Raw genomic sequence first — 21,529 nt, forward strand, 5'->3', positions numbered from 1 at the left:
TTTTCAATGTGTTGGAGAGGATTATAGGAAAGTGCTATTGACAGCATTGTGTCAGTAGTGATGGCGATCCTGCCAGAAAACGTCACCATCGGAGATCCAGTTGCGCAAGGCCTCACGCCTGTTTGAGATCATCCAGATTCTACGCCTGGCGACGCGGCCGATCACCGCAGCGCAGATCGCTGAAAAGCTAGAGGTCACGCCGCGCTCGATCTACCGTGACATCGTGGCGCTGCAGGCGATGCGCGTGCCGATCGAGGGCGGGCGCGGCATCGGCTACATCCTGAGGCCCGGTTTCGACCTGCCGCCGCTGATGTTTTCCATCGAGGAGACGGAGGCGATCGTGCTGGCCTTGGCACTACTTCAGCGCACCGGTGACAGCGCTTTGAGGAAGGCGGCCGAGACGGTCAGCGACAAGATCGCCGGCGCCATGCCCGCGCCATTGAGACAGGTGCTTTCGACCGATGCGATCTATGCCTGGGGATCGGTGATGCCGGAACCCGGCGGCATCGATCTCGCGGTAGTCCGCGCCGCCATCCGCGACGAGCAGAAACTCCACATCACCTATACCGACGAGCAGAACCGCGCGACCGAGAGAACGGTGCGCCCGATCGCCCTGATCTACTACTCCGCCCATTCCGTCATGGTGGCGTGGTGCGAATTGCGCGACGGCTTGCGCAATTTCCGCGCCGACCGCGTCACGCATGGAACCGCGACCAACGAGCACTTCACCGGCGAAGGCGACGGCTTGCGAAAACTCTGGGTGGACGGCTGGGAGATCAATTCATCCAAAGGATGAGGCAAAGAAAAACTCCGCAAGACCAAGACCTTGCGGAGTTGACAGGAATCAATTTCTGAAGCGCTTACTTGGTCGCGGCTTCGTACATTTCGAGCACGTAATCCCAGTTGATGAGATTGTCGACGAAGGCTTCGAGGTATTTCGGGCGCAGGTTGCGGTAGTCGATGTAATAGGAATGTTCCCACACATCGACGCCGAGGATCGGCTTGGCGCCATGCACCAGCGGGTTCTCGCCGTTCGGGGTCTTGGAGATGGCGAGCTTGCCATCCTTGACCGAGAGCCATGCCCAGCCGGAGCCGAACTGGGTTGTGCCGGCCGCGACGAAATCGGCCTTGAACTTGTCATAGCCGCCGAGATCGGAATCGATCGCCTTGGAAAGCGCGCCCGGCAGGCTGGTGCCGCCGCCGCCCTTCTTCATCCACTTCCAGAAATGGATGTGATTGTAATGCTGGCCGGCATTGTTGAAGAGACCCGCATTCTTGCCGAAGGACTGGACGACGACCTCTTCGAGCGAGAGGTTGCCCATGCCGGCTTCCTCGGCCAGCTTGTTGCCGTTGGTCACATAGGCCTGATGATGCTTGTCGTGATGGTATTCGAGCGTCTCCTTGGACATGAACGGCGAGAGGGCATCATAGTCGTAGGGAAGTGGCGGCAGTTCGAAAGCCATGGCGGTGTCTCCTTCTAGTGATTATCATCAGATTTGGATTGACTGGAACATAGGTTTGCGCGGGCCTCAAGGCAACGGGTTTAGGTGAATAAATTCCGCCACATCGCGTCTATAGACAGGATGATGGTCATATGCGATTGGCCATACGCCACCGAATTCCGATGAACTGGAGGATCGACCATGAGATCAGGTATCGTTTTGTCCGCGGCAGCCCTCGCCGGTATCACAATTCCCGCTTTCGCCCAGGCATCCAGCCCCGACGCATGGAAGGAATTCAACGCGCAGGTAGAGCAGAAATGCGCCGAAGCCGCAGCCGACATGTTCCGCAAGCCGCAGGTCGCCGTCGATCCGGTCGGCAGTGAGAATTTCGGCCTGGCGATCGTTTTCGGCCGTTCCAAGGACGTGAAGGGCCGCGCCGCGGTGGTCTGCGTTGTCAACAAGAAGACCGGCGTTGTCGAACTCGGCACGGAGATGAGCAACGACCTCGTCCGCGTCCGCAAGCCGAAGGACGACGACAAGGATGACAAGGACGACGGCGGCCAGAGCGGGGCCGACTGACGGCAGCCTATAGTCACCGCAACTTCTAGATCATTGTCAACCATTGAAGACCGCAGCGGACACAAACTGAAGGGTGTTCGCGCAGTCGCAACCGTGTCATGACGCCTTATATACGGCACATGAAACATCACATTGGATGACTATGAAAAAGATCGGTTTCCTCTCGTTCGGGCACTGGACGCCCTCGCCGCAATCCGGAACCCGCTCGGCGGGCGATGCGCTGTTGCAATCCATCGACCTCGCGGTCGCCGCCGAGGAACTGGGTGCCGACGGCGCCTATGTCCGCGTCCACCATTTCGCGCGCCAGCTGTCGTCGCCATTCCCGCTTCTGGCGGCGATCGGCGCCAAGACCAGCAAGATCGAGATCGGCACCGCCGTCATCGACATGCGCTACGAGAACCCGCTCTATATGGCCGAGGATGCGGGTGCTGCCGATCTCATCGCCGGCGGCCGTCTGCAACTGGGCATCAGTCGTGGCTCGCCCGAGCAGGTGATCGATGGCTGGAGCTATTTCGGCTACCAGCCGTCGGAAGGCCAGACCGATGCCGACATGGGCCGGCGTCACGCCGAAGTCCTGCTCGATGTGCTGCGCGGCGAGGGTTTCGGCAAGCCCAATCCCAGGCCGATGTTCCCCAATCCGCCCGGCCTGCTACGGCTTGAGCCCTATTCCGAGGGCCTACGCGAGCGGATCTGGTGGGGCGCCAGTTCCAATGCGACGGCCGTCTGGGCCGCGAAACTCGGCATGAACCTGCAAAGCTCGACGCTCAAGAACGACGAGACCGGCGAGCCCTTCCACGTCCAGCAGGCGGCCCAGATCCGCGCCTACCGTGCGGCCTGGAAGGAAGCGGGCCACACCCGCGAGCCGCGCGTATCCGTCAGCCGCAGCATTTTCGCGCTGGTCGACCAGCGCGACCGCGCCTATTTCGGCCACGGCAACAAGGAAGAAGACCAGATCGGCTTCATCGACCCGCAAACCCGCGCCATCTTCGGCCGTAGCTACGCCGCAGAACCCGATGCCCTGATCGAGGAACTCAAGAAGGACGAAGCGATCGCAGAAGCCGACACGCTCTTGCTGACAGTGCCGAACCAGCTTGGCGTGGATTACAACGCCCATGTGATCGAGGCGATTTTGAAGCATGTCGCGCCGGGGATGGGGTGGCGGTAGAACAGGTGCCTATGGTGACGAAGCCAAATTGCAAATCTGAAGCCTTCGAAGCCATCCACAGTGCAGTGCTCGGCATGGCGAGCGCTGGCACGATCTCGCGGGTCGCGTTGCGCGAATTTAGTGAAATTTGCTTGGACAAAAATATCGAACTCGCGCCGGGTCGCTCGGAGAGGATATCGAGCAACGCCGGCGCTGCCAGCGTTCACCCGAAAAACCTCAAATAAACTGCCCGAGCCCCGGGATGCTCGCCACGACCTGATCGACGGTTTCCTCGCCCGCATATTGCTTGGCAACCGCGATCGTCTGCCTGGCAAGCGCTGTGATTTCGCCCATGCCGAGGCCGGCGCCCATGAGTTGTTGGCCCAGCCCCATGATGCCGCCGCCGGCGAGGCCGCTCAGGAAACCGCCGCCGCCATCGCCCGCATGTTCGGAGATCAGTTCGGCTGCACCCGGGATCGCGGCGATCATTTTCTGGACGGCCGCGTCATCGCCTTCCTTTTCGAGAAAGCCGAGCATCATGCCGAGCGCCTTTTCGGCGAGTCCCGGGTCGATGCCGGTGGCGTCAGCGATCTGGTTGACGATTTCGCTCATGTGGGTCTCCATCCGTTGTTCTCTTTTGGGTAGAGAATGTGCGGGGGGTTGGCAACCCGAAGCTTCCAAGCCCCTGAAAAAATTGCGGCACACGCGGCGGTAACCACGGTTGTCGGGCGGATATCCTCGCCCTATAAGTCAAGGGTCGCATTCAATGAGGCCTGAGCCGGCGAGGCTGAGGTACGGGAGACATGAGCATGCTGGAACAGGGCAAGATCTATATCGGCACCAGCCGCAAGCCGGACGACTCGATCAACAAGCCGGAATATCTCGAGCTGAAATACGGCAACCGCCACGGCCTGGTGACCGGCGCCACCGGCACCGGCAAGACGGTGACGCTGCAGATCCTGGCCGAAAGCTTCTCCAATGCCGGCGTGCCCGTGTTCTGCGCCGACGTGAAGGGCGACCTCTCCGGCATCGCGGCGATGGGCGAGTTCAAGGATTTCCTCGACAAGCGCGCCAAGGAAATCGGGTTCACCGATTACGAGTTTCAGGAATTCCCGGTGATCTTCTGGGACCTGTTCGGCGAGAAGGGCCACCGGGTCCGCACGACGCTGACCGAGATGGGTCCGCTGCTGTTGTCGCGCCTGATCAATGCCTCGGACGCGCAGGAGGGCGTAATCAACATCGCCTTCAAGATCGCCGACGAAGGCGGGTTGCCGCTGCTCGACCTCAAGGATTTCCAGGCGCTGCTCAACTATATGGGCGAGAATGCCACCGAATTTTCCAACAAGTTCGGCTTCATCTCCAAGGCCTCTGTCGGCTCGATCCAGCGCGAATTGCTCATCCTCGAACAGCAGGGCGCGACGAAGTTCTTCTCGGAGCCGGCGCTGAAAATCACCGACATCATGCGCACCACCAATGACGGTCGTGGCGCCATCTCGGTGCTCGCCGCCGACAAGCTGATGATGAATCCCAGGCTTTATGCGACCTTCCTGTTGTGGCTGCTATCGGAGCTCTTCGAGGAGCTCCCCGAGGTCGGCGACCCTGACAAGCCGAAGCTGGTCTTCTTTTTCGACGAGGCGCATCTCTTGTTCAACGATGCGCCGCGCGTGCTGGTGGAGCGCGTCGAGCAGGTCGTGCGGCTCATCCGGTCCAAGGGCGTCGGCGTCTATTTCGTGACGCAGAACCCGATGGACGTGCCGCCCACCGTGCTTGCCCAGCTCGGCAACCGCGTGCAGCATGCACTGCGCGCCTACACGCCGAACGAGCAGAAGGCGGTGAAGACCGCCGCCGACACGTTCCGGCCCAATCCGGATTTCGATTGCGCTGACGTCATCACCAATCTCGGCACCGGCGAGGCGCTGGTCTCGACCATCGAGGCCAAGGGCGCACCGTCAATCGTCCAGCGCACGCTCATCCGCCCGCCTTCCTCGCGGCTCGGGCCGATCACAGATGCGGAGCGCCAGCAGGTGATGTCGGTGAGCCCGGTAAAGGGCCTCTACGACGAGGATTTCGACCGCGAATCCGCCTTCGAGATCCTGACCAAGAAGGCCGAGCAGGCCGCCCAGCAGAGCCAGGCGCCCGCACCGGAGGAGCAGAAAACCACCGGCACGATCGGCGGCTGGACTCTGCCGGGCTTCGGCACCGACGACGTGGCCCAGCCCGAGGTCAGGCAGCAGAAGCGCTCGGGCTACCAGCGTGAAACGGTGGTGGAAGCGGCGATGAAATCAGCCGCTCGCTCGGTCGCGACGGCGGTTGGGGCTGCGATCGTCCGCGGCATTCTCGGCAGTCTCACCGGCCGGCGGCGCTGACCGGCGGGCGTTGCGTCAAAGCGCGCGCAATGATAGAAACGTGACACGAAAGGAGCGCTGCGCATGTTGACATTCTTCCGGCACCATCGCCAGCGTGGCCCCGTCCAGGCCCTGCAGATACGTTTGCAGGGCTGACCGGAAGACGTCTCTGGTCTGCCCCTTGTGGCTGCGGCTTGTTTCGAGCCGCGATATTTTCCCCGAGCTTTGCCATGCGCGCGATATGCGGCGGCACGCTCGACAGTCCAGAGACTAATCATGACACTCGTCAACATCCGCAATCTCGGCATCACGCTTGGCATGCCGCTCTTTTCCAATCTCAACCTGACGATCAATGCCGGCGACCGGATCGGCGTGGTCGCCGCCAACGGTCGTGGCAAATCCACGCTGCTGCGAGCCATCGCCGGACTGACCGAGCCGACGACGGGCGACATCACCCGCTCACGTGGCCTCACACTTGGTTTCGTCGAACAGAACATGCCGGAGAAGCTGCTCCGCGAGCCATTCTACCGCGCCGTTCAACTCGCTCTGCCGCATGACCAGGCCGAACATGAAAGCTGGCGCGTCGATATCGTGCTCGATCAACTCGGGGTGGCCGAGGAACTGCGTGAGCGGCCGCTCACGCAACTCAGCGGCGGCTGGCAGCGCCTGGCATTGCTGGCGCGGGTGGTCGTCACCGAACCGGATGCATTGCTGCTCGACGAACCCACCAACCATCTCGACCTCGCCAAGATCGGCCAGGTGGAGAATTGGCTCGCCTCGCTGCCGCGCGACATGCCGGTTATCATTGCGAGCCACGACCGCGCCTTTCTCGACGCCGTCACCAACCGAACGCTGTTCCTCCGCGCCGACAAATCGCCGGTCTTCGCCCTGCCCTACAGCCGAGCCCGTGCGGCACTCAATGAGGCCGACGCCGCCGATGAGAAGCGCTTCGAGAAAGAGATGAAGACCGCGCAGCAACTGCGCCAGCAAGCCGCCAAGCTCAACAATATCGGCATCAATTCCGGCAGCGACCTCTTGGTGGTCAAGACCAAGCAACTCAAGGAGCGCGCGGGGAAGTTGGAGGCGCAGGCCAAGCCCGCTCACAAGGAGCGGTCGGCCGGTGCGATCCGGCTCGCCAATCGCGGCACTCATGCCAGGGTGCTGGTGTCGTTTGACGATATGGCGGTCACCACGCCGGATGGAACCATGCTGTTCCGGACGGGCAAGCAGGCGATCTGCCAGGGTGACCGCATCGTGCTGCTGGCGCCGAACGGCGCCGGCAAGACACGGCTCGTGGCCATGCTGAAGACGGCGATCGAGGCCCCGGACCGGGCGGCGCAGGCGATCAAGGTGACGCCGTCTGTCGTGCTCGGCTACGGCGACCAGGCGCTCGCCGATCTCGATGATGGGGCGACGCCCTTTGCGGTGCTGAGCCATCGTTTTGAACTCGGTGACCAGCGGGCGCGCACGCTGCTCGCCGGCGCCGGCATCAATCTCGACATGCAAAGCAAGGCGATCCGCAGCCTGTCGGGTGGCCAGAAGGCTCGGCTCGGCATGCTGGTGCTCCGGCTGACCAACCCGAATTTCTACCTGCTCGACGAGCCGACCAACCATCTCGATATCGAGGGCCAGGAGGCGCTCGAAGACGAGCTGCTGGAGAACGAGGCGAGTTGCGTGCTCGTCTCGCATGACCGCAGCTTCATCCGCACGGTCGGCAACCGGTTCTGGCAGATCGAGAAGAAGAAGCTGGTCGAGGTGGACGATCCGGAAGCCTTCTTCTCGGCGCAGGCGGCGGAGGGATAAACAGGAGACAATCCGGCGGCACGTTGGCAACGGCCGCCGGCGTAGGGTTTCACGCCGGTATGATGCCCATGGTCCCGGCAATCTGGTAGGTATCGGCGAATTGCAGATACTCGACGATCAGGCCGTCCTTGAAGGTGATCTTCTCCATGAGTTCGGATGGCATCGTCACACCCGTGGGCTTGAAAGTGACGGTGCCCGCCCTGTGCACGAGCGCCGTATCGCCATCGATATGAATGCTGACATTGCGCAAGCCGCTGAGGTCCCAGACCTCGATGAGCGCTGTTGCCGCGCCCCTCAGCTTTTCCGGCGTGTCATTGACCGCCGTCAACGCGCTGAGTTCGTCCGTCCCGACAACACGAAACGTACAGGACTGATCGATGCAGGCCAACGTCTGATCGACACTCTGCGTGTCCCGGGCCGCTTGAAGTCGGAATACCAAGCCTTCGATTTCTTCTCTGCTGCTCATGGTTGCTCCCCCTCTGACCAGGCAAATCTGCGCGCAAAGCTTGGGTGTTGCAACCGGAATCTTGCGACGTCCGCCTCGCCCGTCACAGGCGGAAGGATGGGTTGAAACGAATCCGGCGGCACGTCCTAGACGGCCGCCGGAGGTCCCCGCTCGCATTCAACGAATCAGATCATAGAACCGGCAATCGAGTTCCGCGTCCCCCAAATGGGTTAGGCGGCGGCGGCCGTTGTCTGTGCAAGGCTCACCTGCACCTCGGTCGATGTGCGCATGGCGTGGCTGTAGGGGCATACGATATGCGCCTTGGCGACCAGGTCTTCGGCCACGGCACGATCGACACCGGGGAGATCGGCGGTCAGCGAGACTTCGATGCCGAAGCCGCCGCCATCCTCGCGCGGCCCGAGGCCGACATTGGCGGTGACAGTGGTTTCAGGGGAAAGCTTCACCTTGGCCTGGCCGGCGACGAATTTCAGGGCGCCGAGGAAGCAGGCCGAATAGCCGGCTGCGAAAAGCTGTTCCGGATTGGTGCCGGTTGCGCCATCGCCGCCGATTTCCTTCGGAGTGGTGAGCGTGACGGAAAGGTTACCGTCGCTAGACTTCGAGGAACCGGAGCGGCCGCCGGTGGAGGTTGCGCTGGTGCGATAGAGGATAGGCATGGGAGGGTCTCCTTTCGTGTTGACAGCATTTGTATTTCACACAATTATATTTTGCACAATATTATTTTACAAATTTTTTCTCCTCGCTATAATGCGGCTCAGGATTTCAGGGATAAGACGATGACCACGAACGCCCTTGCGCTCGACAACCAGCTCTGCTTCGCGATCTATTCGGCCTCGCATGCCTTCACCAAGGTCTACAAGCCGCTGCTCGCGGAGCTGGACGTGACCTATCCGCAATATCTCGTGCTGCTCTTTCTGTGGGAGAAGCAGGAGGCGCGGGTGACCGACATCTGCGTGGCGCTGGGTCTGGATACCGGCACGCTCTCGCCGTTGCTCAAGCGGCTGGAAAAAACCGGCTATATCAAGCGGGAACGCAGCGTGGCGGACGAACGGCAGGTGGTCGTGCAGCTGACACCCCTCGGGCAATCCAGGCGAAAGGTCGCGGAAGGCATTCTGCAAGAGATCGGCAAGGCGATCGGCTGTTCATTCGAAGAGGCCTCGGTCCTGCTTGGCAGCATCAAGGATCTGAAGCAGAGGCTGTCCGCCGCGTGATCAACGCACGATGATCTCGGCGCCGTTTTCGACCCTGTTATAGAGATCGATCACATCCTGGTTGAACATCCGGATACAGCCGGACGAGACCTGCTTGCCGACCGATTTCCAATCCGGCGTGCCATGGACGCGGTAAAGCGTGTCCTGGCCGTCCTGGAAGATATAGAGCGCGCGGGCGCCGAGCGGATTGTTGGTGCCCCCGACAAGCCCGCCATAGGAAGCCGAAAACATCTTCATGTCCGGGCGGTCGGCGACGTAATTTTCCGATGGCGTCCAGCGCGGCCAGCTCTTCTTGAACTTGATCGTGCCCCTGCCCTTCCAGCTATAACCCATCCGGCCGATGCCGACGCCGTAGCGGATGGCGCGATGACCTTCCAGCACGAGGTAGAGATGACGAGATTTCGTATCGACCACGACACTGCCCGGAACTTCGATGCCGTTATAGGACACTTCACGCCTGAGATATTGCCCCGGCACGTCGCTGACCGGGATGGCCGGTAGCCAGTGCCCGGCATCGTCGAGCTTGCCATAGACATTTGCCGGCCGGGGCACGGTATTGGTGGTGAAGAGATCGGGCTTCATCTGGGTGTCGGTGGGCACCTCAGCCAGCGGAAATTCAGCTTGCATATCCCCGGTCAACGCCGTCGTCTCCTCGACATCGCCTTCGTACCATACGATACGGCGTTTTTTGCTCGGCGGCGGACGGTCCCAAACCGGTCGCGTCTGTTGCACGAAGCGGTCTGGATTGACGGTGCTCGAGTCGTAGATATCGAGGTCGTTGACGCTGTTGATCACGCATCCCGAGAGCAGCATGGGCGCTGCGAGCAACGATATCAGGCTGAGGGCAGTGCGCGTCTTCATGGCGGAAGTCCCGGTTTCATACCGTCTTCGTCATGGCACAAAGGTCTGGCGCGGGGCTTGCGGGGATTAACGAACGGTAAACGACAATCTGTGCCGGGATGATACAAAATTCGTGGCACGGCGCTTGCAACGCGCGTTTCATGACAAGCACCGCACTCACCAGACGCTCCCTGCTCGCAGGTCTCTTGGCCGCTCCTTCGCTCGCCTACGCGGCCCCAAAGGCGTTGCTTTCCAACGCTGATTTCCGTGGCGGGCTCGATGCCTCGCAGTTCGGCGTCCGGCCGGGCGATCTCGACCGGGGCGCCAAGGCGTTCAACCGGATGCTCAAGGAGGCCGCGAGCCGCAACCTGCCCGTCTTCCTGCCACCCGGCCATTATCAGGTCGGCAATATCGAACTGCCTGAAAATATTCAGATAATGGGCGTTCCCGGTGCTACACGGCTGATCTATTCCGGCGACGGTTCATTTATCCGCTCGGTCGGCGCCAAGCGGATAACGCTCTCCAATCTGGTGATCGACGGCGCCAACCGCTGGCTGGCGGATGACCAGTCGGGCCTGATGACCTTCCAGCAGACCGGCAAGCTTTCGATCGAAAACTGCGAGATCCTTGGCGCCCAGAAGTTCGCAATTTGGGCGGAGCGCTGCAAGGGCCGCATCAATGACAACGCGATTTCCGGCGCCGCTGAAAGCGCCGTCTTCGCCGTCGAGTGCAGCGATTTCTCGATCCGTGACAACGAAGTCAGTGATTGCGGCAATGGCGGCATCCTTGTCCATCGCTGGGCGAAAGGTTTTGACGGCACGGTTGTCACCGGCAATCGGATCTCGCGCATCCGCGCCAATGCCGGCGGCACTGGCGAATGCGGCAATGGCATCAACGTTTACCGTGCCGACGATGTACAAATATCGAACAACTATGTCACTGACTGTGCCTTCACCGCGATCCGTTCGAACGCTGGCTCCAACGTGCAGATAACTGGCAACCATTGCCTGAGATCGGGCGAGACGGCGATCTATTCGGAATTCGGCTTCGACGGCGCGATGATTTCCAGCAATCTCATCGATGGTGCCGCGAACGGCATCCTGTCGGTAAATTTCAACGAAGGCGGCCGGCTGGCCGTCATCAACGGCAATATCATCCGCAACCTCAAGCTCACAGCGCCCTACGAAGAGGACGGCGCTTTCTTCGGCATCGGCATCGAGGCGGAATCGGATGCGGTCGTCTCGGCAAACCTGATCGAGGACGCACCGCGCTGGGGCATGCTGATCGGCTGGGGTCCCTATCTCCGCGACGTCAACGTGACCGGCAATGTCATCCGCAAGGCGCCGGTCGGCATCGCCGCGACGGTGGTCGAAGGCGCGGGCCATGCAGCGATCCGCCAGAACCTGTTCTCGGGCATATCGGAAGCGGCGGTTGCCGGCTATCGCTGGGCCGATAAGGTCACCGGCGATCTGACGCAGCCCGGGGCCGAGACTTTCGCCCATCTCGACGTTGGCGAAAACCGGATTTCCTGAGCCGAGGTTGAAACCTTTGGCCCGACTCTCCAATTTCCTGTGATCGAAACTGGAGAAAGTCCATGAAATCAGTCGCTCTTTCCGCTTTTGCGGGCATCGTCTTGTCGCTTGGAGCCGTGTCTGGTCTTGCCGCCGACCGGGTCGGCGAGGTCGGCGTCGACTGGACCGGCAACGATATCGTTATCGACGCGGTGCCCGACCCGAAGGTGCAGGGCGTGACCTGCCATGTCACCTATTTCGACCGTGGCGTCATCGACCGGCTGCGGAAGGGCAACTGGTTCGAGGACCCGTCCAACTCGTCCATTGCCTGCCGCCAGACCGGGCCGATCACCATCGGCGACATCGATCTCGACGAAGGCGGCGAGGAAGTGTTCAAGGCCGGCCTGTCGCTGATCTGGAAGAGCCTTGTCGTCAACCGCATCTACGACAAGAAGAACGATACGCTGATCTACCTCATCCATTCGCGCGAAGTGGTGGATGGCTCGGCAAAAATGGCGATCTCGACCGTACCGCTCTACAATCAGCAGGTCACCTGGACCGAGGGCAAGCCGGCCGCCGAATAAACGCGCAAAACCCGGCAGCGAGGTCGCAGCCGGGCGCTCCGGGAAGAGGATTTACTTGGCTTAAGCGGCCTGCTTGAGCTCGTCGGCGATGACAGTGTCGAGGTTGAGGAAGCAGACCATCGAACGCTCGAGCGCCACGATACCGCGGCAGAAGGCGCGCTGGGTTTCCGGAATGATTTCCGGTGCCGGCTGCAGGTCCTCGTTCTTGATCGTCATCATGTCGGACACCTGCTCGACCAGCAGGCCGACCAGCTTGCCGCCGATATCGGTGACGATGATCGCGGAACGCTCCGACGGTTCGGTCATCTTCATGCCCAGTCGGCAGGCCATGTCGATAACCGGGATCACCGCGCCGCGCAGGTTGATGAGGCCCAGCACGTAAGGCGGCGTGTGCGGCATCGGCGTGACCGGCGCCCAGCCGCGGATTTCGCGGATCGCCATGATGTCGATGCAGAACTCCTGGTCGCCGAGGTGGAAGGAGACGATTTCGAGCTGCGATGCAGACTGCTTGATGTTCATGCTCATTGGAATTCTTCCCAGATGCTGTCGTTGGTGCCGCGATCGCCCGCAGGTGTCCTGATCCTGAAGATTGTCAAATACGCGTTAAGGATTCGCTAAACCTGATTGCGAACTCTTGGAACACAGCCGTAAAACCCGCAAATCATGCGGGCTGAGCCGCCTAGCTACGTGCAAGACCGAAAGCGCTTTGAAAATCTTGCGGAAAAGGGCTATCATGGTCGTCATGCAAACGCTTCCGCAACAACCCCGGCCTCCTCGCCTCGCGGCAATCGCGTTTCTCGCGGCGCTGACTGCGGGTCTTGTTGCCGCCCTCGCGGGCTGGAGCATGTTCGGGACGTCGATCCTCTTCACCTATGCCGAAAGCGGCCTCGCCTGGTGCTTCTGACGCGCGAGTGATATCCCGGCGGATTGTCGCATCCGGCCCCGCACACGCCATTTTGATCTCGCGGGCATTTGCCTGATATGCGGGCCGCATGTAAGAGGTCGGTCCGACCGGTGAACCGAGACCCCTTGTTATGAGAACTTTCCGCATCGTCATATCGATACTGGCCGTCATCATGGCGGCCTTGTTTTTCTGGCTCTGGACTACCGTCGGCAATCAATCGACGCTGATCGCCGAAAAGCCATGGGGCGTGCCCTTCACTCTGACCAGCCAGGGTGGCCAGCCGATCACGGAAAAGGCCTTCCAGAACGGCAAGCCGACAGCACTGTTCTTCGGTTTCACCAACTGCCCCGAGATCTGCCCGACCACGGTCTATGAACTCACCGGCTGGATGAAGGAAGTCGATCCCGACAAGTCGAAGATGCAGGCCTACTTCATCTCGATCGATCCCCGGCGCGACACGCCCGACGTGCTCAACAAATACCTTTCCAACGCGACCGACCGAATCACCGGAATTTCCGGCGATCCGGAGAAGGTCGAGGCCATGGCCCGCGGCTTCAAGGTCTCGTTCCAGAAAGTGCCCACCGATGCCAAGAATCCGGATGGACCGGAATATACGATGAACCATTCCGCGTCCGTGTTTCTGCTTGACGGAGAGGGCCGCTTCATCGGCACGATCGATTACAAGGAAAGCCCAGATGTCGCGGTCCAGAAGCTCAAGAACCTGATAGCGAGATCCTCGTGAGTGAAATCCGCCTCTTCGTCTCGACCACCGAAGCCATGGCCGAACAAGTGATGCACGCGTTGTCGGATCTCTTCGGCGAAGAGGACTACGCGATCGCCACGCAGGAGATCGACGAATCCAAGGGCATCTGGGAGGCCTCGATCTACGGCCCCGCGGAACAGGAACCGGAAATCGCCGGCCGCTTCGGCGGCCTGGTCGAGAAAAGCTTCCCTGCGCTCAAGATCGAGCGGGAGGTCCTGCCCGATATCGACTGGATCGCCAAGTCGCTGGAAGGGCTGAAGCCCGTCCGCGCGGGCCGGTTTCTCGTTCATGGCAGCCATGACCGCGACAAGGTTCGCCCGAACGATATCGGCATACTCATCGAGGCCGGCCAGGCCTTCGGCACCGGTCATCACGGTACGACAGCCGGCTGCCTCAACATGATCGGCGATGTGCTGAAGTCGCGTAGAGTCAGCAACGCGCTTGATCTTGGGACAGGTTCCGGCGTGCTCGCCATCGCCACCCGGCTGATGTCGAGAATTCCCGTCGTCGCCACCGATATCGATCCGGTCGCCACGCGCGTCGCCACTCAGAATGCCCGCATCAACGGCGTGACCGATGGCGTCCATCTCGCCACCGCGCCGGGCTTTCACCACGCGATCTTCCGCGAGCATGGGCCGTTCGACCTGATCATCGCCAACATCCTGGCGCGTCCGCTGATGAAACTGGCGCCCGATCTCGTTCGCCACCTCTCGGACGAGGGCACGGTGATCCTGTCCGGCATTCTCGCGGGGCAGCGCTGGAAGGTCATATCGGCCTACAACGGCGCCGGCTTGAAGCACCGCCGCACGACCTGGATGAACGGCTGGGTGACGATCGAACTGGTGCGGTAATCAATCGTGCTTCGGCCTGTAGAGAGATCTGAGAAGCCGTTCGTAGTCACGACCGCCGTAGAAGAGCGAGCTCTTCTCACGATCGCGTATATATTTGTAGAGAGCTTCGAGATCGGCGATCGCCTTCTTGCGGAAGACAACCTTGTAAATCATGCGGGCTTTTCGCCTGTGTCACGCGTATAGAACTCGTGCACTCCCCGCATCGCGACTTCGATGGGAATATCATCCGAGCCGTCATCGAAAGGCTCGTTGATGCTTGCCTTCAACGCTTCGAATTCGTCGGCGCCGATCTCCTCGAACCCGGCGAGCAACGTCAATCCCGCCTCGATCACATCAGCGGCGCTGGCATAGCGGCCAGAATCCATCTGCTGTTTGATGATCTCTTCGAAGTGCTCACTCAGCTTTATCTCACCCATGATCGAACCTCCATCGACATAGAAATAACAACTGATGGAAAAATCACAAATAAAAAAGGCGGCGCCGGGAGGAGGATGGCGCCGCCTTTGATCAGCAAGGCTGACCGGTCCTCAAAGAGCTGGGAGGAGGAGTGCTCTTCAAGGACGATATCATGTTTCAGATCCCGATGGCTGGGAGGAGGAGTGCCGATCGCGACCTATGCGAAACATGAAACTTTCATTCTCTGGCGATCCGATCTCTCGTTCGCCGTTGGTATTCTAAATAGGTCAACGGACCTGACTTAACCAGCGGAATGTCAGCATGGGAGCTATGCACCAGATGCATGATTTTACCAGTTGGTCAATTTCTCGCCACTTGAGATAATAATTGGGCAGAAATCATTCAAGGCCGCCTGCCTCGCGGCGCCCGGATATTGTTATTTTGCATTGCAATATGTAAGAGTCGCTTCGATTGCTGTCCGGGAGGAGCGAGGAGGACGAATGCAAATCATTTCAACGGTTTCGGGCCTGCGCGCAGCGCTCGCTCCGGCGAAGCGCGCCGGCCTGAAGGTCGGGCTCGTACCGACAATGGGCTATCTGCATGAGGGCCACATGACGCTGGTGGCCCGCGCACGAGCCGAAAACGATATCGTCGTCACCTCCATCTTCGTCAATCCCCTGCAGTTCGGCGCCAACGAGGATCTCGCCAAGTATCCTCGCGACCTCGCGCGCGACAGTGCGATGTTGGAAAAGGGCGGCGTGGATTTCATCTTCGCGCCTGATGTCGAGGATATGTATCCGCACAAGATCGAAACCGTCGTCGATATTCCCTCGCTCGGGCGGCAGCTCGAGGGTGAGGTCCGGCCCGGCCATTTCGCGGGCGTTTGCACCGTTGTGACCAAGCTGTTCAACATCGTCGGTGCCGAGCGCGCCTATTTCGGCGAGAAGGACTACCAGCAGCTCCAGATCATCCGGCGGATGGCGGAGGATCTCAACCAGCCGGTCGAGGTGGTCGGCGTGCCGACGGTACGCGATCACGACGGCCTCGCCCTCTCCTCCCGTAATGTCTATCTGACCTCCGACGAACGCCGAGCCGCGGCTATCGTGCCCAAGGCGCTGGACGAAGCTCAGCGCCTGATCGACGCCGGTCTGCGCGATCCCGCGCAGCTGGAAGCGCGGGTCACTGATTTCATCGCGTCGGAGCCCCTCGCCCGGCCCGAGGTCGTGGCGCTGCGCGATCCGCGCACGCTCGCGCCGCTGGAAACGATAAAGCCCGGCGCATTGCTGCTGCTTTTTGTCCGCTTCGGGACAACCAAGCTTCTTGATAACCGCATACTGACTGTCCACATGCGCCAGACGGCTTGAAAGCGCGTCAGACGTCTAGAATCGGAGAATGCCATGAGTGCCCAAACCAACATCAAGCGCCGGACCGCGGCTTCGATTCAGGCGTTGAAGGGCGAACGCCCGGTCGTCTGTCTCACGGCTTACACCGCGCCGATCGCCAAGCTGCTCGACCCGCATTGCGACCTGCTGCTCGTCGGCGACAGCATGGGCGTGGTTATCTACGGCTTCGAATCGAGCGTCTACGTGACGATGGAAATGATGATCGCCCATGGGCAGGCGGTGATGCGCGGAACGAAAGAGGCCTGCGTCGTGGTCGACATGCCCTTCGGCTCCTACCAGGAATCCAAGGAACAGGCCTTCCACAGTGCGGCGCGGATCATGAAGGAATCGGGCTGTTCCGCGATCAAGCTCGAGGGCGGCGAGGAAATGGCTGAAACCGTGCATTTCCTCAGCCAACGCGGCATTCCTGTCATGGGCCATGTCGGGCTGATGCCGCAGCAGGTCAATGCGACCGGCGGCTACCGTTCACTGGGCCGCTCGGATGAGGAAGCGGCCAAGATCCGCCGCGACGCGAAGGCAATCGACGATGCCGGCGCCTTCTCCATCGTCATCGAAGGCACGATCGAGCCCCTGGCGCGCGAAATCTCCGCCGGCATCAAGGCCGTTACCATCGGCATCGGCGCATCCGCCGCCTGCGATGGACAGGTGCTGGTGACAGACGACATGCTCGGCATCTTCACCGATTTCAAGCCGCGCTTCGTCAAGCATTTTGCCAATCTGGCGCCGCAGATTTCCAAGGCTGCCGAGGATTATGCCGCCGAGGTCAATGCCCGGACCTTCCCGGCGGACGAGCACACCTACCAGATGAAGCGGCAGAAGCTCTGAGCGACCGCCGTCACCCCACGCCGACTATCAGACGAACAGAAAATCCTTCGCGTCGAGTTCGGTGAGCGCGCTGCCTTGAATGACCAGTCGGTCGTGATGACCGGTTTCGATGATGACATTTCCACCGGTTTCGCGCATCAGCGGCTTGAGGTTATCGAAATCATCGATGCCATTGATGTCGATCTGGATCAGATCCTCGCCGTCGGTGAAATCCGTGATCCGATCGACACCGGAACCGGTGAAGCCGAACGTATCGATGCCGGCGCCGCCCGTCAGCCAATCGTTGCCGCCGAGACCCAGCAGCAGATCGTTGCCGCCGAGGCCCGAAAGGCGGTTGCGCCCGGAATTGCCATAGATCGCATTGTCGCCGTCATTGCCCGTGCCGTTGATCCACGCGCCGCCATCGAGGATGAGCTGCTCGAAATTCGCGTCCAGCACAAAGCTGACGGTGGCATGCACGTAATCGGTGCCTTCTCCGGCGTTCTCGTGGAGATCAAGGCTGCGGCTATCGACGATATAGGTGTCATCGCCGCGCCCGCCATTGATGGCGCCCTTGACCCAGCCGCCGTCATTGACGAACACATCCGCGCCGTCGCCAAGATGAACCTCGCCAATGATGTCACCCTTGTTGGTCACAACATCGTCGCCGAAATTGGCGAAGATGGCGATATCGCCCTGGATAAGGCCCTTGTTGGTCAGCCACTGCACGTCGCCGGCGGATGAATTGAGGAAGACCGCGGCCCAGTTGCCATCGGCCTGGAACACTTCGCCCTTGTTGAGCATACCACTGTCATCGCCCTTGAGCTCGACGCTCCAGCCGTGCTCTCCCTGGATGAAGCCGTCGCGCCCATTGATCACGGTCGCGTCTTCTCCGGTCACGAAGATGCCGGAATGCGCACCTGTTATGATGCCCGTATTGCTGATGAAAGCGTTGTCGCCCCTGCCGGCTACGCCGAATTCGCCTGCGATCTTGCCGTGATTGACCAGAGTGAACCGATCCGCATTGAATGCGACGCCGGTCTCCAAGCCGAAAATGTTGCCGGTGCCACCCACGACCATCACATTGTCCGGCGAGAGCGCTTCCTGTCCGGCCCGACCGATCAGCACGCCATCGCCGTGAAGGCCGTTGACTAGGCCATCGATGATAAATGTCCGGTCGAGCGCCGGGGTTGACGCATCAATTGCCGTCACGTCGACAGTGATGTCCGCACGCTTCTTGACGATCCAGGTATCTCCGGCGGTCGAGGCGACGATCACCTGATCCCGGTATCCACTGAAAGAAAATGTATCGTTCATATCAGGTCCTCCCGTTCGAGACATTAGAGCGCCGTGCGTCCAATTGGACGCACAAAGGACGCTCTAACACTTTGAATCTACGCATCGTGCTTTCCGAAAATCGATTTCGATTTTCGGGCCGATGCGCTAGACATCGCATTATGCAATCTGCGGATGATTTATCATCGATCGGAGGCCCTCGCTTCTTAATCGAAAATTTACCTTAACGTCTCCAAGTTGATCTATCAGCGTAATTGATCACTCATTCAAAAAAACGCGGTTGTGTGATCGGCGGTTTTTGCTACGTTCCCGGAAAATCCAGGAACTCCCGATGAACCGCGAAGAAATCTGGGCCGGCATGCGCGCGGCCGTGCCAACGCTGTTGTCTTCCCTGCCCTTTGGCGTGTTGCTAGGCGCGGTGTCGGCCAATATGGGCCTGTCACTGGCCGAGATCGTGATGATGAACATGACGATCTATGCCGGCGCAAGCCAGCTTGTCGGGCTCGAACTGTTCAAGCACAACGTCGCGCCGTGGCTGGTCGTGGCCTCGATCTTTGCCGTCAATTTCCGCCATATCCTCTATTCGGCGGCCATCACCAAGCACATCGATCATTTCTCGTTCGGTCAGAAGGCCCTCGCCTTCTTCCTGCTCGTTGATCCGCAATTTGCCGAAAGCGTCAAGCGCTCGGAGAGCGGCAAGACGCTGACCATGACCTGGTACCTGGCCTTCGGCCTGACCTTCTACGCCGTCTGGCAGATCACCTGTATTCTGGGCGCGGTCTTCGGCAAACTGGTCGGCGATCCCCGGGCGCTCGGTCTCGACGTGCTGCTCACCGTCTATTTCCTCGGCCTGGTGCTTGGCTTCCGCGCCAAGGACAAATGGCTGCCGACGGTGATTGCAAGTGCGGTCGCATCGACCGCGGCCTGGCATTTCGTCGGTTCGCCCTGGCATGTCTCGATCGGCGCGCTCGCCGGCATCGTGGTGGCCGCTGGCCTGCCGCTTGGCCCCGCTCCGGAACCGTTGCCCAGCCCGGAGGCCGCATGATGGATATCACCTTCACGCTCACCATTCTCGCGGCAGCGCTCGCCACCTATGCGACGCGCACCGCTGGCTACGTGCTGATCAAATCGATGGACACGATACCGCCGCGCATGGAGGCTGCGCTCAATGCCGTGCCCGCAGCGGTGCTGGCGGCACTGGTGGCACCGTCATTCGTTTATGGCGGCATCGACGTCACACTGACCATGATCGTGGCACTGCTGATCGGCCTGCGCGCACCCTCGCTCGTCATGCTCGGCTGCGCCTGGGCTTTCGTTGTGGCGTTCAGGCATTTCGTGATGTGATCACGCCAGCGGCGCCGTAGCCCTCTTAAGCCAGGTCCTGACCTCGGCATCCTCAATCAGCGGCAGCAATTTGTCTCGCGTTTCGGCGTGGTAGTCGTTGAGCCAGCGCAGTTCCTCATCATTGAGGAAGGCGGTGAGGATCAGCCGCCGGTCGATCGGGCAGTAGGTCAGCGTCTCGAAGCCGAGCATCGGCCGGTCGCCACCTTCGATCATCTCGGCTTCCTCGACATAGACGAGGTTCTCGATGCGGATGCCGAAGCTGCCGGGGCGATAGTAGCCCGGCTCGTTGGAGAGGATCATTCCCGGCAGCAGTTCCTGCATGGCGGCGCGGGATATGCGCTGCGGCCCCTCATGCACCGAGAGGTAGGAGCCAACACCATGGCCGGTGCCGTGGCCGTAATCGGCGCCCGATTTCCACAGCGCGATACGGGCGAGCGGATCGAGATCGACGCCACGCGTGCCCTTGGGAAAGCGCGCGAGCGAAATCGCGATCATGCCCTTGAGCACCAGGGTGAAGAAGCGCTTCTGCTCGTCCGGCACTTCGCCGAACGCCACCGTGCGGGTGATATCGGTCGTGCCGTTGATGTATTGACCGCCTGAGTCGACCAGGAACATCTCGCCCGGCTTGAAACGCCGATTGGTCGTCGTCGTCACACGATAATGGATGATGGCGGCGTTCTCGCCCGCCCCCGAGATCGTGTCGAACGACACATCCTTAAGCGGGTTCTGCATGCGCTCGCCAACACGGATACGCGCAGCTTCCAGAGCCTTGACCGCGTCGATCTCGGTGACCGTGCCCGGCTCCTGGCTATCGAGCCAATGGAGATATTCGACCATCGCAGCGCCATCCTGCAGATGCGCCTTGGTGGAACCTTCCAGTTCGGTCCGGTTCTTGGTGGCGCGCGGGATCTTCACCGGATCGTCGCCGGAGATAACCTTGCCCCCAGCCTCCTCTATGAGACCTGAAAGCACGTAAGGTGCCAGATCCGGATCGAGCAGGATCGCACCGCCATCCGATGCCGCGATCTTCAGCCGGTTGATAAAGTCCGACGGCGCCACCTGCTCGGCCATCTGCCCGAGATAGGCACGCTGTTCGATGCCGGTCTTCTTCTCGTCGAGGAAGATTTCTGCACGCCCGTCGGCATGGATGATCGCGCGCGCCAGTGGATGCGGCGTGTGCGGCACGTCGGCGCCGCGAACATTGAACGCCCACGCGACCGAGGACGGGTCGGTGAGCACCACCGATGTGGCCCCCACAGCGGGCAGGCCTTCCGCGATGGTCTTGATCTTCTCGGTCGCCAGCACGCCTGCCTGGGCATCGTACTGGATCGTGACCTTGCCCATCGGCTCGGCGGGGCGATCGGCCCAGATTTCGTCGAGCGGATTGGATGCGAGGAAGACGACACTTCCGTTTTTCGGGGCCAGCGCTTTCTGCAGCTTCGCAACCTCCGCGCTGGTATGCAGCCACGGATCGATGCCGAGCCGGAAGCCATCCGACGCATGCGCCGCAAGCCACTTGGGCGGCGGCTCGCCGATCAGATCGCCACCGACGAAGACATTGCCGTCGACCTGTTCCTTCAGTTGGGTCGTATAGCGCCCATCGACGAAAACGATTACCTGGTCGGCCATGACAAGCACGACGCCCGCCGACCCGGTGAAGCCGGTGAGCCAGGACATGCGTTCGGCCGATGCCGGCACATATTCGCCCTGATATTCATCGGCACGCGGCACAAGAAACCCGTCGATCCCAAGATCAGTCATTTTTCCGCGCAGTTTCGCGACACGCTCGCCGCCGAATTGTGGCTCGGCAGTGGTTTCGAAGGACTGGTACATGGGGGCACTCCGG

The 21,529-nt window shown here is 60.9% G+C and carries 26 protein-coding genes; 16 read left to right on the forward strand and 10 right to left on the reverse strand.

What is annotated here, in order from left to right:
- The first annotated feature begins 100 nt into the window (after positions 1 to 100).
- Complete coding sequence (locus IHQ71_RS16015) at positions 101 to 796, forward strand: YafY family protein (RefSeq protein WP_258157457.1); 696 nt, start codon at positions 101 to 103, stop codon at positions 794 to 796.
- A 64-nt stretch (positions 797 to 860) separates the two neighbouring features.
- Here IHQ71_RS16015 and IHQ71_RS16020 read toward each other — a convergent pair whose 3' ends face one another.
- Positions 861 to 1,463 (reverse strand): superoxide dismutase, encoded by a 603-nt coding sequence (locus tag IHQ71_RS16020; protein WP_258157458.1) that lies wholly within the window; start codon positions 1,461 to 1,463, stop codon positions 861 to 863.
- 180 nt (positions 1,464 to 1,643) lie between these two features.
- Between IHQ71_RS16020 and IHQ71_RS16025 the strand changes: the two genes are divergently transcribed.
- The 3 genes from IHQ71_RS16025 (at position 1,644) to IHQ71_RS16035 (ending at position 3,410) form a co-directional block, all read left to right on the forward strand.
- Positions 1,644 to 2,021, forward strand: a complete 378-nt coding sequence (locus IHQ71_RS16025; protein ID WP_258157459.1) for a hypothetical protein — start codon at positions 1,644 to 1,646, stop codon at positions 2,019 to 2,021.
- A gap of 142 nt (positions 2,022 to 2,163) precedes the next feature.
- Complete coding sequence (locus tag IHQ71_RS16030; RefSeq protein ID WP_258157460.1) at positions 2,164 to 3,186, forward strand: LLM class flavin-dependent oxidoreductase; 1,023 nt, start codon at positions 2,164 to 2,166, stop codon at positions 3,184 to 3,186.
- Positions 3,177 to 3,410: a hypothetical protein gene (locus IHQ71_RS16035; RefSeq protein WP_258157461.1), complete on the forward strand. Its 234-nt coding sequence runs from the start codon at positions 3,177 to 3,179 to the stop codon at positions 3,408 to 3,410. Before IHQ71_RS16030 ends, IHQ71_RS16035 begins: the two co-directional genes overlap by 10 nt.
- Here IHQ71_RS16035 and IHQ71_RS16040 read toward each other — a convergent pair.
- Positions 3,403 to 3,777 carry a hypothetical protein gene (locus IHQ71_RS16040; RefSeq protein WP_258157462.1) on the reverse strand — a complete coding sequence of 125 codons (375 nt, stop codon included), beginning with the start codon at positions 3,775 to 3,777 and terminating at the stop codon, positions 3,403 to 3,405. The two genes, IHQ71_RS16035 and IHQ71_RS16040, sit on opposite strands and share 8 nt — an antisense overlap.
- Before the next feature lie 197 nt (positions 3,778 to 3,974).
- Between IHQ71_RS16040 and IHQ71_RS16045 the strand changes: the two genes are divergently transcribed.
- Positions 3,975 to 5,531 (forward strand): helicase HerA-like C-terminal domain-containing protein, encoded by a 1,557-nt coding sequence (locus IHQ71_RS16045; protein WP_258162854.1) that lies wholly within the window; start codon positions 3,975 to 3,977, stop codon positions 5,529 to 5,531.
- Positions 5,532 to 5,786: 255 nt separating this feature from the next.
- Positions 5,787 to 7,313: an ABC-F family ATP-binding cassette domain-containing protein gene (locus tag IHQ71_RS16050; RefSeq protein ID WP_258157463.1), complete on the forward strand. Its 1,527-nt coding sequence runs from the start codon at positions 5,787 to 5,789 to the stop codon at positions 7,311 to 7,313.
- A 49-nt stretch (positions 7,314 to 7,362) separates the two neighbouring features.
- On the opposite strand, the gene IHQ71_RS16055 is transcribed toward IHQ71_RS16050, so the two are convergent.
- Together IHQ71_RS16055 and IHQ71_RS16060 are read right to left on the reverse strand one after the other, a co-directional pair.
- Positions 7,363 to 7,779 (reverse strand): nuclear transport factor 2 family protein, encoded by a 417-nt coding sequence (locus tag IHQ71_RS16055; protein WP_258157464.1) that lies wholly within the window; start codon positions 7,777 to 7,779, stop codon positions 7,363 to 7,365.
- Between the two features lie 209 nt (positions 7,780 to 7,988).
- Positions 7,989 to 8,432 (reverse strand): organic hydroperoxide resistance protein, encoded by a 444-nt coding sequence (locus IHQ71_RS16060; RefSeq protein ID WP_258157465.1) that lies wholly within the window; start codon positions 8,430 to 8,432, stop codon positions 7,989 to 7,991.
- Between the two features lie 120 nt (positions 8,433 to 8,552).
- Here IHQ71_RS16060 and IHQ71_RS16065 point away from each other — a divergent pair, with 120 nt between their 5' ends.
- Entirely contained in the window at positions 8,553 to 8,987 is a 435-nt protein-coding gene (locus IHQ71_RS16065) for a MarR family winged helix-turn-helix transcriptional regulator (RefSeq protein ID WP_258157466.1), read from the forward strand.
- Here IHQ71_RS16065 and IHQ71_RS16070 read toward each other — a convergent pair whose 3' ends face one another.
- Positions 8,988 to 9,848: a L,D-transpeptidase gene (locus IHQ71_RS16070; protein WP_258157467.1), complete on the reverse strand. Its 861-nt coding sequence runs from the start codon at positions 9,846 to 9,848 to the stop codon at positions 8,988 to 8,990. It abuts the gene before it with no gap.
- Between the two features lie 140 nt (positions 9,849 to 9,988).
- On the opposite strand from IHQ71_RS16070, the gene IHQ71_RS16075 reads away from it, so the two are divergent.
- Both IHQ71_RS16075 and IHQ71_RS16080 read left to right on the forward strand, forming a co-directional pair.
- Complete coding sequence (locus IHQ71_RS16075) at positions 9,989 to 11,359, forward strand: TIGR03808 family TAT-translocated repetitive protein (protein ID WP_258157468.1); 1,371 nt, start codon at positions 9,989 to 9,991, stop codon at positions 11,357 to 11,359.
- A 62-nt stretch (positions 11,360 to 11,421) separates the two neighbouring features.
- Entirely contained in the window at positions 11,422 to 11,922 is a 501-nt protein-coding gene (locus IHQ71_RS16080) for a CreA family protein (protein ID WP_258157469.1), read from the forward strand.
- A gap of 60 nt (positions 11,923 to 11,982) precedes the next feature.
- On the opposite strand, the gene IHQ71_RS16085 is transcribed toward IHQ71_RS16080, so the two are convergent.
- Positions 11,983 to 12,447: a chemotaxis protein CheW gene (locus tag IHQ71_RS16085; RefSeq protein WP_258157470.1), complete on the reverse strand. Its 465-nt coding sequence runs from the start codon at positions 12,445 to 12,447 to the stop codon at positions 11,983 to 11,985.
- A 208-nt stretch (positions 12,448 to 12,655) separates the two neighbouring features.
- Between IHQ71_RS16085 and IHQ71_RS16090 the strand changes: the two genes are divergently transcribed.
- The 3 genes from IHQ71_RS16090 to IHQ71_RS16100 all read left to right on the forward strand — a co-directional run bounded on the left by IHQ71_RS16090 (position 12,656) and on the right by IHQ71_RS16100 (position 14,440).
- A complete protein-coding gene (locus IHQ71_RS16090; protein ID WP_258157471.1) occupies positions 12,656 to 12,826 on the forward strand; it encodes a hypothetical protein in 171 nt (56 codons plus the stop codon).
- Between the two features lie 172 nt (positions 12,827 to 12,998).
- Positions 12,999 to 13,568: an SCO family protein gene (locus tag IHQ71_RS16095; protein WP_374990032.1), complete on the forward strand. Its 570-nt coding sequence runs from the start codon at positions 12,999 to 13,001 to the stop codon at positions 13,566 to 13,568.
- Entirely contained in the window at positions 13,565 to 14,440 is an 876-nt protein-coding gene (locus tag IHQ71_RS16100) for a 50S ribosomal protein L11 methyltransferase (RefSeq protein ID WP_258157473.1), read from the forward strand. Before IHQ71_RS16095 ends, IHQ71_RS16100 begins: the two co-directional genes overlap by 4 nt.
- Here IHQ71_RS16100 and IHQ71_RS16105 read toward each other — a convergent pair whose 3' ends face one another.
- Together IHQ71_RS16105 and IHQ71_RS16110 are read right to left on the reverse strand one after the other, a co-directional pair.
- Positions 14,441 to 14,593 carry a hypothetical protein gene (locus IHQ71_RS16105; protein ID WP_258157474.1) on the reverse strand — a complete coding sequence of 51 codons (153 nt, stop codon included), beginning with the start codon at positions 14,591 to 14,593 and terminating at the stop codon, positions 14,441 to 14,443.
- The gene (locus IHQ71_RS16110) at positions 14,590 to 14,856 is read right to left on the reverse strand and encodes a type II toxin-antitoxin system ParD family antitoxin (RefSeq protein WP_258157475.1); all 267 of its coding nucleotides are present in this window, start codon (positions 14,854 to 14,856) and stop codon (positions 14,590 to 14,592) included. Before IHQ71_RS16110 ends, IHQ71_RS16105 begins: the two co-directional genes overlap by 4 nt.
- A gap of 480 nt (positions 14,857 to 15,336) precedes the next feature.
- On the opposite strand from IHQ71_RS16110, the gene panC reads away from it, so the two are divergent.
- Positions 15,337 to 16,200 (forward strand): pantoate--beta-alanine ligase, encoded by an 864-nt coding sequence (gene panC, locus IHQ71_RS16115; protein WP_258157476.1) that lies wholly within the window; start codon positions 15,337 to 15,339, stop codon positions 16,198 to 16,200.
- Positions 16,201 to 16,233: 33 nt separating this feature from the next.
- Entirely contained in the window at positions 16,234 to 17,064 is an 831-nt protein-coding gene (panB, locus tag IHQ71_RS16120; protein WP_258157477.1) for a 3-methyl-2-oxobutanoate hydroxymethyltransferase, read from the forward strand.
- 27 nt (positions 17,065 to 17,091) lie between these two features.
- Here panB and IHQ71_RS16125 read toward each other — a convergent pair whose 3' ends face one another.
- Positions 17,092 to 18,360, reverse strand: a complete 1,269-nt coding sequence (locus tag IHQ71_RS16125) for a hypothetical protein (protein ID WP_258157478.1) — start codon at positions 18,358 to 18,360, stop codon at positions 17,092 to 17,094.
- A gap of 310 nt (positions 18,361 to 18,670) precedes the next feature.
- Here IHQ71_RS16125 and IHQ71_RS16130 point away from each other — a divergent pair, with 310 nt between their 5' ends.
- Both IHQ71_RS16130 and IHQ71_RS16135 read left to right on the forward strand, forming a co-directional pair.
- Positions 18,671 to 19,384, forward strand: coding sequence for an AzlC family ABC transporter permease (locus tag IHQ71_RS16130; RefSeq protein ID WP_258157479.1), 714 nt, complete (start codon positions 18,671 to 18,673; stop codon positions 19,382 to 19,384).
- Positions 19,381 to 19,683 carry an AzlD domain-containing protein gene (locus IHQ71_RS16135; RefSeq protein ID WP_258157480.1) on the forward strand — a complete coding sequence of 101 codons (303 nt, stop codon included), beginning with the start codon at positions 19,381 to 19,383 and terminating at the stop codon, positions 19,681 to 19,683. The genes IHQ71_RS16130 and IHQ71_RS16135 overlap by 4 nt, the downstream gene beginning before the upstream one ends.
- Here IHQ71_RS16135 and IHQ71_RS16140 read toward each other — a convergent pair whose 3' ends face one another.
- Positions 19,684 to 21,516, reverse strand: a complete 1,833-nt coding sequence (locus tag IHQ71_RS16140; RefSeq protein WP_258157481.1) for an aminopeptidase P family protein — start codon at positions 21,514 to 21,516, stop codon at positions 19,684 to 19,686.
- Positions 21,517 to 21,529 lie beyond the last annotated feature (13 nt).

This window comes from Rhizobium sp. TH2, from assembly GCF_024707525.1.
Taxonomy (GTDB): Bacteria; Pseudomonadota; Alphaproteobacteria; order Rhizobiales; family Rhizobiaceae; genus Rhizobium_E.